Annotated in this window: 10 protein-coding genes; 2 read left to right on the forward strand and 8 right to left on the reverse strand. The window is 68.4% G+C overall.

The features are described 5' to 3' along the window. The first annotated feature begins 142 nt into the window (after nt 1-142). Entirely contained in the window at nt 143-991 is an 849-nt protein-coding gene (locus ACFWDI_RS21580; RefSeq protein ID WP_385306073.1) for an ECF subfamily RNA polymerase sigma factor, BldN family, read from the forward strand. Nucleotides 992-1,211: 220 nt separating this feature from the next. Beyond that, the gene (locus tag ACFWDI_RS21585; protein WP_385306074.1) at nt 1,212-2,390 is read left to right on the forward strand and encodes a DUF5667 domain-containing protein; all 1,179 of its coding nucleotides are present in this window, start codon (nt 1,212-1,214) and stop codon (nt 2,388-2,390) included. An 88-nt stretch (nt 2,391-2,478) separates the two neighbouring features. Here the strand turns inward: ACFWDI_RS21585 and ACFWDI_RS21590 are convergent, their stop codons facing one another. The 8 genes from ACFWDI_RS21590 to ACFWDI_RS21625 form a co-directional block, all read right to left on the reverse strand. After that, the gene (locus ACFWDI_RS21590; RefSeq protein ID WP_385306076.1) at nt 2,479-3,552 is read right to left on the reverse strand and encodes a lysophospholipid acyltransferase family protein; all 1,074 of its coding nucleotides are present in this window, start codon (nt 3,550-3,552) and stop codon (nt 2,479-2,481) included. Between the two features lie 78 nt (nt 3,553-3,630). Further along, nucleotides 3,631-4,701, reverse strand: coding sequence for an NAD-dependent epimerase/dehydratase family protein (locus ACFWDI_RS21595; RefSeq protein ID WP_385306077.1), 1,071 nt, complete (start codon nt 4,699-4,701; stop codon nt 3,631-3,633). A gap of 191 nt (nt 4,702-4,892) precedes the next feature. Next, the gene (locus ACFWDI_RS21600) at nt 4,893-4,991 is read right to left on the reverse strand and encodes a 30S ribosomal protein bS22 (protein ID WP_003948845.1); all 99 of its coding nucleotides are present in this window, start codon (nt 4,989-4,991) and stop codon (nt 4,893-4,895) included. Nucleotides 4,992-5,113: 122 nt separating this feature from the next. Next, a complete protein-coding gene (locus ACFWDI_RS21605; protein ID WP_014046653.1) occupies nt 5,114-5,326 on the reverse strand; it encodes a helix-turn-helix domain-containing protein in 213 nt (70 codons plus the stop codon). 128 nt (nt 5,327-5,454) lie between these two features. After that, nucleotides 5,455-6,270: a phosphatase gene (locus ACFWDI_RS21610; protein ID WP_385306078.1), complete on the reverse strand. Its 816-nt coding sequence runs from the start codon at nt 6,268-6,270 to the stop codon at nt 5,455-5,457. 160 nt (nt 6,271-6,430) lie between these two features. Then, on the reverse strand, nt 6,431-7,606 hold the full coding sequence (locus tag ACFWDI_RS21615; RefSeq protein ID WP_385306079.1) for an acetoin utilization protein AcuC: 1,176 nt from the start codon (nt 7,604-7,606) through the stop codon (nt 6,431-6,433). Continuing rightward, nucleotides 7,557-8,795, reverse strand: a complete 1,239-nt coding sequence (locus tag ACFWDI_RS21620; RefSeq protein ID WP_385306081.1) for an MFS transporter — start codon at nt 8,793-8,795, stop codon at nt 7,557-7,559. Before ACFWDI_RS21620 ends, ACFWDI_RS21615 begins: the two co-directional genes overlap by 50 nt. A 43-nt stretch (nt 8,796-8,838) precedes the next feature. Continuing rightward, nucleotides 8,839-9,483: an HAD family hydrolase gene (locus tag ACFWDI_RS21625; protein WP_385306082.1), complete on the reverse strand. Its 645-nt coding sequence runs from the start codon at nt 9,481-9,483 to the stop codon at nt 8,839-8,841. Between the last annotated feature and the right edge of the window lie 107 nt (nt 9,484-9,590).

The raw sequence follows: 9,590 nt of genomic DNA on the forward strand, positions 1-9,590 counted from the left end.
AAACGACGATTTGAGCAACTGGGTGTAGCAACGCCTGTACGAAGCGTTATTCTCCTCAGACGCATGACGGACCCCACCAGTCCCCACGACGGGTGAAAGGTCCCGCACTGCACGTGATGGAAGCTCTGCCTCTGGGAGTCCCGTGTACCCACACGTCGGGGTTGACGCCTCGGGCCTGGCTACGCTGCGCGCAGCGGTCCTCGACCACTTGCGCGGCTTCGTCCCCACCGCGTACGCCGTCCCCGCATTCGCCATGCCCCGCCTTGCCACAAGCGGCCCGGCCGCCCCCTGCTACGCCCTGGCCGACGGCATCGAGAAGGTGCCGGGGCGCAGCGCCGTCGTCGAGGGGCGGCGGTCGGGCGACGGGCGCGAGGTCGGCAGACGGGGCAGTCGGGGCGGCACCGGCTCCTCGACCACCGCCCGTCGGCCCAGCGCCGACAGCGACAGCGCCCGCATGATGGACCTGGTCGAGCGCGCCCAGGCGGGCGAGGCCGACGCCTTCGGCCGCCTCTACGACCAGTACAGCGACACCGTCTACCGCTACATCTACTACCGCGTGGGCGGAAAGGCGACGGCGGAGGACCTCACCAGCGAGACCTTCCTGCGCGCCCTGCGCCGTATCTCCACCTTCACCTGGCAGGGGCGCGACTTCGGCGCCTGGCTGGTCACGATCGCCCGCAATCTGGTGGCCGATCACTTCAAGTCCAGCCGCTTCCGGCTGGAAGTCACCACCGGAGAGATGCTCGACGCCAATGAGGTCGAGCGCAGCCCGGAGGACTCGGTCCTCGAGTCCCTGTCGAACGCCGCACTGCTGGACGCGGTCCGCAAGCTCAACCCTCAGCAGCAGGAATGCGTGACCCTGCGCTTCCTGCAGGGCCTCTCGGTCGCCGAGACGGCCAGGGTGATGGGCAAGAACGAGGGCGCGATCAAGACCCTCCAGTACCGGGCGGTGCGCACACTGGCCCGGCTCCTCCCCGACGACGCCCGCTGACCGACCACCAACTCACCATCGGTGACGCCTTGATGACGCACTGGTCACATCATCCTTCGTGCGTAACCCAAGTGCCGCGACGCTCGTTGTTCGGGATGCAGGCTCCCTGTGGTCACGCCATGCCCACAGCCACTCACTCGATCGTGTGGATGTGTTCAAGGCGTGCAACCATCCGGACCCCCAGGGGAGTCGATCGTCATGACGAGAGGAGGTGCCGCCAGTGATCGCGAACGTTTCGGCGCGCCGGCGGGCGAACGCCTTCGCCCAGGCTTTGGAAGATCAGGCGGCCGAGCAGCCCGAAGAGTCGGTCGAACCGACCGAGCACGGACGGCTGTTGGCTCTGGCGAACGGACTCGGCGAGCTGCCGAAACCGGAGATGGACCCCGAGGTCAAAGTGGTGCAGCGAGCACAGCTCGTGGCCGCCATGGAAGAGATGTTCGCCGCGGGGGGTGCGTCCGCGGGCCCTACGGTGCCCGAGCAGCGGACAGCCGGCCGCGGCGCCCATCGGGCCTCCCCGCTCCGGAAAATGCGACCACGCTCCCGCTGGTCCAAGGGCCTCGCAGCCGGTGGTCTCACCGTCGGTGTGGCCGCGGGAGCCTTCAGCGGAGTGGCCGCTGCCAGCTCCGACGCCCTTCCCGGTGACTCGCTGTACGGGCTGAAGCGTGGCATGGAAGATTTCAAGCTCGGCATGGCGGACGACGACTCCGACCGCGGCGGGCTCTACCTCGACCATGCCTCCACCCGGCTCAGCGAGGCTCGCCGACTGATGGAACGCGGCCGGGCGGGCGCCATGGACCACGAGTCGCTGGCCGAGGTCCGCCGCGCGCTCAACGGCATGAGACACGACGCCACCGAGGGCCACCGCCTGCTCCACGAGGCGTACGAGAGAGACGGCTCCCTCAGCCCGATGGCGAGGCTCGACTCGTTCTCCCGGTCCCACCGCGACGCCTGGAACGGGCTCCGCGACCGGCTGCCCGCCCAGCTGACCGACGTCGGCGACGAAGTGAGCTCTGTCTTCGACGCCATAGACCAGGAGGTCGGCCCGCTGGAAACGCTGCTGCCACGCGTCCCGGAAAAGGGCGGCCGCGGCTCCCAGCGCCCCGGCGCCACCCAGGGCTCCAGCAACAGCTGGGGCCCGGGCCGTACGACACCGTCCTCACCGGCGACCGGCGACGGCCGTACGGGAGACAGCGGCAATCCTCGTCCGTCCGGTTCGGGCAGCACAGCGGACGACGGCCTGCTCGGCGGGAACACGGGTGGCCTGTTCGAGCACCCGTCGAGCGGCACCACACCGTCCCCGACGGGCAACAACTCCGCACAGCCGACGCCGGACGTCACAATCCCGCCGCTGCTGCCGGGGATCCTGCCGGGCCTCGGGCTCGACAGCGAGGACGATTAGCAGGCCGGTACGTACGAAGGTGGGCACCCCTTTCCAGGGGTGCCCACCTTCGTACGTCCAGCTGAATCGTATCTTCAGAAGAACCGCGTCAGAAGAACACAGACCGGCGCTGCACCAGCAGCTTGTACAGCGTGTGCTGAATCTGCTCCCGTACCTGATCCGTCAGATTGAACATCAACATCGGGTCCTCCGCCGCCTCCGGCGGATACCCGTCCGTCGGGATCGGCTCGCCGAACTGGATCGTCCACTTCGTCGGCAACGGCACCGCGCCCAGCGGCCCCAGCCACGGAAACGTCGGCGTGATCGGGAAGTACGGGAACCCGAGCAGCCGCGCCAGCGTCTTCGCGTTGCCGATCATCGGGTATATCTCCTCGGCCCCGACGATCGAGCACGGCACAATCGGCGCCCCTGCCCGCAGCGCCGTCGACACGAACCCGCCCCGCCCGAACCGCTGAAGCTTGTAACGGTCGCTGAACGGCTTGCCGATGCCCTTGAAGCCCTCCGGCATCACGCCGACGACCTCGCCGCGCTGCAGCAGCCGCTCCGCGTCCTCCGCGCACGCCAGGGTGTGCCCGGCCTTGCGGGCCAGTTCGTTGACCACCGGCAGCATGAAGACCAGATCCGCGGCGAGCAGCCGCAGATGCCGGTTGGCCGGATGGTTGTCGTGGACGGCGACCTGCATCATCAGCCCGTCCAGCGGAAGCGTCCCGGAGTGGTTGGCCACCACCAGCGCCCCGCCCTCGGACGGGATGTTCTCGATGCCCTTCACCTCGACCCGGAAGTACTTCTCGTACAGCGGCCGGACCATCGACATCAGGACCTGGTCGGTGAGCTCCTTGTCGTAACCGAACTCGTCGACCTCGTAATCACCGGTGACACGCCGCCGCAGAAACGCCAGGCCGCCGGCGATCCGCCGCTCCCAGCCGCCTGCGGCCGCCGGCTCTTGGCTCGTGAGAGGCTCCTGGCCCGCCTCGGCGGCCCGCGCCGATCCCCGGCGCTCCCCGTCCTTCTGCTGCCCCGGCAGCGGGCTGACCGGAACCTCGCGCACCGCCGCGGGCTCGGCCTTCCGGCGGTTGCCCCCCGCGGGGCGCCGCCGCGCCGAGCGCTGCGCGCTGCCGCGCGAACGGTCGTCGTCGAACGGAATGACCTTGGCGTCCGCCATCGTTGGCTGCGCTCCTTATTCGGCGTCGCTCTGAGTCGTCTTCATGGTCGTCCTACTCGATCGAGTGGATCGATCGCCTTAGTCCCGCGCCGTGCCCGCGGCCGTCGTGCTCGTACTGCCTGCCGACGGCAGTACCGCGGCCACCTGGTCCACAGCCCTGGCGAGCGCGTCCGGCGGCAGCAGCCCCGGCCCGCGGCTGCGCGCGAAGTCCGCGAAGGTCTCCGCTGTTGTGTACTTCGGCACGAACCCGAGTGTGTCGCGCATCTGAGTGGTGCTCACCACCCGGCCGTGCGTGAGCAGCCGGATCTGTTCGGGCGAGAAGTCCGTGATGCCGATCGTACGCAGCGCGGAGCCGACCCAGGTGACCGCAGGCAGCAGAATCGGCATCGTCGGCCGCCCCAGCCGCCGAGAACACTGCGAGAGCAGCAGCACACCATCACCCGCGACATTGAACGTGCCGCTGTTGAGCGTGCCGCGCCGCGGCTCGTGCAGGGCGATCCGCAGCACATCGATCACATCGTCCTCGTGGACGAACTGCAGCCGCGGGTCGTAGCCGAAGACGGTCGGCATGACGGGCAGCGAGAAGAACTCGGCAAGCGGAGAGTCGGCGCACGGCCCGAGGATGTTCGCGAAGCGCAGTACGCACACGGCCACATCCGGCCGCCGCCGCGCAAAGCCCCGTACGTACCCCTCGACCTCGACCGTGTCCTTGGCGAACCCACCGCTCGGCAGCGACTTGGGCGGCGTGGTCTCGTTGAAGACCGCCGGGTCGCGGGGCGCGGAGCCGTACACACTCGTACTGGACTTGATGACCAGCCGCTTCACGGTCGGCGACTTCTGGCAGGCACCCAGCAGCTGCATGGTGCCGATGACATTGGTTTCCTTCACCGTCGCACGGCCGCCGGTGCCCAGCGGCGTACCGGTGACATCCATGTGCACGACGGTGTCGACGGCATGTTCGGCAAGCACGCGCGCGATGGCGGGCTGGCGGATATCAGCACGGACGAAATCGGCCCCGCCAAGATGATGCTCGGGCCCCACCGCATCGACCCCGATCACCCGGTCCACCTCGGGATCCCGCTGGATACGCCGAACGAGTCGGCCTCCGAGCTGCCGGGCCACTCCGGTGACGAGCACGACCTTCCCCAAGATCAGCGCCTTCCTTAGGTCCGCAGGTCCGCCTAGGTCCACTCTTAAGCGTCACCGTAGCGGTTACGTGTTGCGCTGTGATGACCGCACGGCGCACTTTTGCCACGACCGCTCCATTGGCCACCCGGAAACGCACCGCGGCCCTCCCACCGTGCAGGTGGAAGGGCCGCAGAGACACGTACAGCGTTCGCTTACTTCTTGTTGCGACGCTGAACGCGGGTGCGCTTGAGCAGCTTGCGGTGCTTCTTCTTGGCCATCCGCTTACGCCGCTTCTTGATAACAGAGCCCACGACTACCCTCGCTCACTTCTCTTCACTCGGTGCGGGGCGTCTGGGCCCACACGACCTACGTCGGCCTAGCCTACCTGCCGCCGAGTGAGGGACGTAATCCGAGGGGATTCGCCCGGCTCCGGCTACGCGGATTCCACCCCCACGAATGATTCGCGGAGATACTCGTGAACCGCTTGCTCCGGCACCCGGAAGGACCTGCCCACCCGGATCGCCGGCAGATGACCACTGTGTACCAAGCGATACACGGTCATCTTCGACACTCGCATCACCGAGGCGACTTCCGCCACGGTGAGAAACTTGACCTCGTTGAGAGGCCTCTCGCTGCCAGCAGCCATGACCCACCTGTACCTTCCGCACCCGACGCGCACCGGCTTCCCCTCCGGTGACTCTTCGTCGCTGTGCGCTCACTCCCCAGACTAGGGGCGTGTGGTGCGAGTGGGGAAGAGGAGCAGCCATCGGCCGCCTACTGTGACAGACACGCTCGATTGAGTACATAGCGAGTAAGCGGTCGGTAGTAATCAGACCGCACTGCGTCATCAAGCGGAACGACGACGGACACCCGCCCCTCGGCCTCGCCGACAAAGAGGGCAGGGTCGTCCGTATCCGCCAGGCCGATGGCCTCAATCCCCAGCTGACCTGCCCCGCAGACCCAGCCATGGTCCCCGACCACCAGCTCGGGCAGCGGCCCGCCACCCTCCATCGCACCCTCCAGGGCGACCCGAACCGGGAGCGGTGAATGGGTATGCGCGCCGGTTGCACTCCCGGCGCCCCGAGCGCCGGGTTCCCGCACCAGCGCGACTCCTCGTACGTAGTCAAGGTTGTACGTGCGTACCCCGAACCGGGTCGTTATGTCGACACATCGCCCCTGCGCGGGGGTGAGTACCAGGCAACCTGCCGCCGACAAAGCGTCTGCCAGCCCGGCGTAGAACCCGAGGAGCCGATGCGGATGCCCGGTCCCGAACATCACGGGCGCCCGCCGCGCGGCCACCTCCCCGAGCCGTTCGGCAAACGCGGCGAGCCCGCCCAACGTCCGCTCCGGATCGATGACATCGGGCCCGGTGACATGCTCGGGATCACCGGAAACCCCACACTTGTCAGCCATCAGCGCGATCAAATCCCGCACGCTCCAGGCCCATTCGGGATCAAGCCCGAGAGTCACCCGGGGATCTCTGGCGGCGAAGAGCCGATAGCTGCGCAGACTCGCTTCCCGCGATGTGGCCACGGTCCCGGCCAACCGGGCCGCCAGCAGATGCGCCCGCAGCGCTCCGGTGCTCAACACTCTGTCGATGCTCCCGCACCGGTACTGGTCCCGGACCAAAAGCGCGGATACCACCCACAGTTGGCGTAACAGCTGCATGGCCGGACGGCGCGGTGCTATGACCCGCGCCCCGGTCCTGCCCCAACACCCCGGCCCGGTACCCGAGACGCCGCTCCGCCCCCTACGCCAACAAGCCCCGCAACGGAAACGCCGCCCGCCGTGTAGCCAGCACCGCCTGGTCCAGCCGATCCGCCGGGTCGTACCCCTCCTCCCACTCCCGCCACACCGGCTCCCGCCCGTCCGTCATCCGCCCCGGCGCCACCCGCCGTGTCCGCGCATACACCTCATCCCGCCACGACGACGGAATCACCGACTCCGGCTCCACCGGAGCATGCGCCGCGATCCCCACCAGATGCGTCCACGACCTCGGTACGACATCCACCACTTCGTAACCCCCGCCGCCCAGCGCCACCCAGCGACCGCCCTCCACGTACTGGTGCGCCAGGGCATGACACGACGCCTGTACCGCCCGCTGCGCATCCAGCGACACCGCCAGATGCGCCAGCGGATCCTCGAAGTGCGTATCCGCCCCGTGCTGCGATACCAGCACCTGCGGCCGGAAGTCCGCCAGCAGCTCCGGCACCACCGCATGAAAGGCCCGCAGCCAGCCCGCGTCACCCGTCCCCGCCGGCAGCGCCACATTCACCGCACTGCCCTCACCCGCCCCGGCGGCCCCGGTCTCCTGCGGCCACCCGGTCTGCGGAAACAGCGTGGACGGATGCTCGTGCAGCGACACCGTCAGCACCCGCGGGTCCTCCCAGAACGCCGCCTGGACCCCGTCCCCGTGATGCACATCGACATCCACGTACGCGACGCGCTCCGCACCCAGCTCCAGCAACCGGGCAATGGCCAGCGCCGCGTCGTTGTAAATACAGAACCCGGAAGCCGACCCCGGCATCGCATGGTGGAGCCCGCCCGCGAAGTTCACCGCATGCTCGGCCTCACCCCGCCACACCGCCTCCGCGGCCCCCACCGACTGTCCCGCGATCAGCGCCGACGCCTCATGCATTCCTGCGAAGGCCGGATCATCCATCGTCCCCAACCCGTACGACTGATCGGCCGCCCGAGGGTTGAGAGACGCGGCCCGAACCGCCGCCACATAGTCCTCGCGGTGTACGAGCCTGAGCGTCGAGTCCCCGGCCGGCTTCGCGGCCACCACATCCACCGCACGATCCAGTCCGTACGCCCGCACCAACCCCATGGTCAGCGCAAGCCGCACCGGATCCATCGGATGGCCGTCCCCGAAGTCATACTTCGTTACCGCCTCGTCCCACATCAACAACCCGCGGCCGCTCATGCACGCCACCGTACCGGGCGGTATCCGCCCCGAACGATCTGGCGTACCACAACGTCACCAGCACCAACACCATCGGCACGACCATCGCCCACCGATAGCTCCACGCATCGCCGAGCGCGCCCACCAACGGTGACCCGATCAAGAACCCCACATAGTTGAAGACATTCAGCCGCGCCACCGCCGCATCACTCGCCCCCGGGAACAACCGCCCCGCCGCCGCGAATGTCTGCGGCACGATCACACACAGCCCGAGCCCCAGCATGGTGAACCCGAGCATCCCCACCCAGGCCCCCGGTGCCACGGCCACCACTCCGAACCCGGCCGCGGCCAGCACCGTCCCGCACCGCACGACCGCCACCGCCCCGAACCGGCGCACGCCGAGATCCCCGACGGCCCGGCCCAGCAGCGTGGTGACCATATAGGCGTTGTACGGAACGGTCGCCAGCTCCTCCGAGCTCCCCAGCACGTCCTGCAGGTACTTCGCGCTCCAATTCGAGACGGTCGAGTCCCCGATGTAAGCGAAGGTCATCACCAGACAGAGCGGCAGCAGCAGCTTGAAAGCGCCCGCCTGCCACTCCCCCGCACCCTTCTCCGCGTCCCCACCCTTCTCCGCATCCCGCTCGGCCCGTTCCCCGTCCGCGTACCACCGACTCCCGACCAGCGCCGTCGGCAACAGCACCAGCACCACCGGCAGATACGACATGAGCAGCGACAGGTCCCAGTGCGCGCCGACCCAGGCGAGCGAGGCACCCGCGATCCCGCCGAGGCTGTACGCGGCGTGGAAGCCGAGCATGATGCTGCGCCCGTACGCCCGCTGCAGGCTGACCCCGAGCATGTTCATGGACGCGTCCAGCGCCCCCACCGCCAGCCCGAACCCGCCCAGCGCGACGGCGACCTGCCATATCTCGCTACCGGCCGCCACTCCGAGGAGCGCCAGCAGCACCATGGGCTGAGCCCATCGGAGCACCGCACTCGGCGCGACCCGCTTCACCAGCCGCTCGGTGACCACGCTCGCCACACCGGCGAGGATCGGTACTGCGGCCAGGAAGGCGGGCAGCAGACCGTCGGATATCCCGTACCGGTCCTGGATGGCGGGGATACGCGTCACGAGCAGGGCGAAGGCCACCCCCTGCGCGAAGAAGCTCAACGCCAAGGAGGCCCGCCCGTGCCGCAAACGCGCATCTGTCATGGCCGCACAGCGTAGGCCGCCGATCTACCCATGGGTAGATCGATCACGCGAGCAATGCCGGCAACTCCGCCATCCCGTCGAAGTACCCCTTGGCCCCATCGAGCTTCTCGGCAGCCGTCATCGCCGTGAACCCGTACACATCTATCCCGGCCGCCCTTGCCGCCGCCACCCCGAGGGGACTGTCCTCCACGACGACGCAACGCTCCGGCGCCACCCCCATCCGCTCAGCGGCGTGGAGGAACAGATCCGGCGCCGGCTTCCCGCGCCCCACATCCTGCGCGCTGAATACGGTGGCGTCCTCGAACCACCGGTCCAGCCCGGTCTTCCGATGCCCGACTCGGATCCGCTCATGACTCCCGGAGGAGGCAACGCAATACGGCACCCCGTCCGCGACCAGCTTTTCCAGCACCTCGGTCACACCGTCGACGGCGACCAACTCCCGCTCGAAAGCGGCAAAGACGCGAGCGTGCAAGGTCTCGTCGAAATCCTCGGGCAACGCCTGCCCGGTCCGCTCCCGCACAAGGTCGTGCACACGGTGCACAGCGGCGCCCATGTAGTCACGGAGGGAGTCCTCGTACGAGGTGGGATGCCCGAGCTCGGTGAGATAGCCGGCCAGGATGGTGTTGGAGATCGGCTCGCTGTCGACGAGCACACCGTCGTTGTCAAAGATGACGAGGTCATAGCGCATGCCTTGACCCTAAACGCAGAAAAGCCCCGCACCATAATGGTGCGGGGCTTTCCCACAATGATTGTTCGGCGGTGTCCTACTCTCCCACAGGGTCCCCCCTGCAGTAC

Origin of the sequence: Streptomyces sp. NPDC060064, from assembly GCF_042736455.1 — a bacterium.
Classification (GTDB): Bacteria; Actinomycetota; Actinomycetes; order Streptomycetales; family Streptomycetaceae; genus Streptomyces.

Excerpts from the sequence above, each read along its gene's own strand:
- ACFWDI_RS21590 (WP_385306076.1), bottom strand. The coding sequence starts at position 3,552 with ATGGCGGACGCCAAGGTCATTCCGTTCGACGACGACCGTTCGCGCGGC.
- ACFWDI_RS21605 (WP_014046653.1), bottom strand. The coding sequence starts at position 5,326 with ATGGCTGCTGGCAGCGAGAGGCCTCTCAACGAGGTCAAGTTTCTCACC.
- ACFWDI_RS21615 (WP_385306079.1), bottom strand. The coding sequence starts at position 7,606 with ATGAGCGGCCGCGGGTTGTTGATGTGGGACGAGGCGGTAACGAAGTAT.
- ACFWDI_RS21620 (WP_385306081.1), bottom strand. The coding sequence starts at position 8,795 with ATGACAGATGCGCGTTTGCGGCACGGGCGGGCCTCCTTGGCGTTGAGC.
- ACFWDI_RS21625 (WP_385306082.1), bottom strand. The coding sequence starts at position 9,483 with ATGCGCTATGACCTCGTCATCTTTGACAACGACGGTGTGCTCGTCGAC.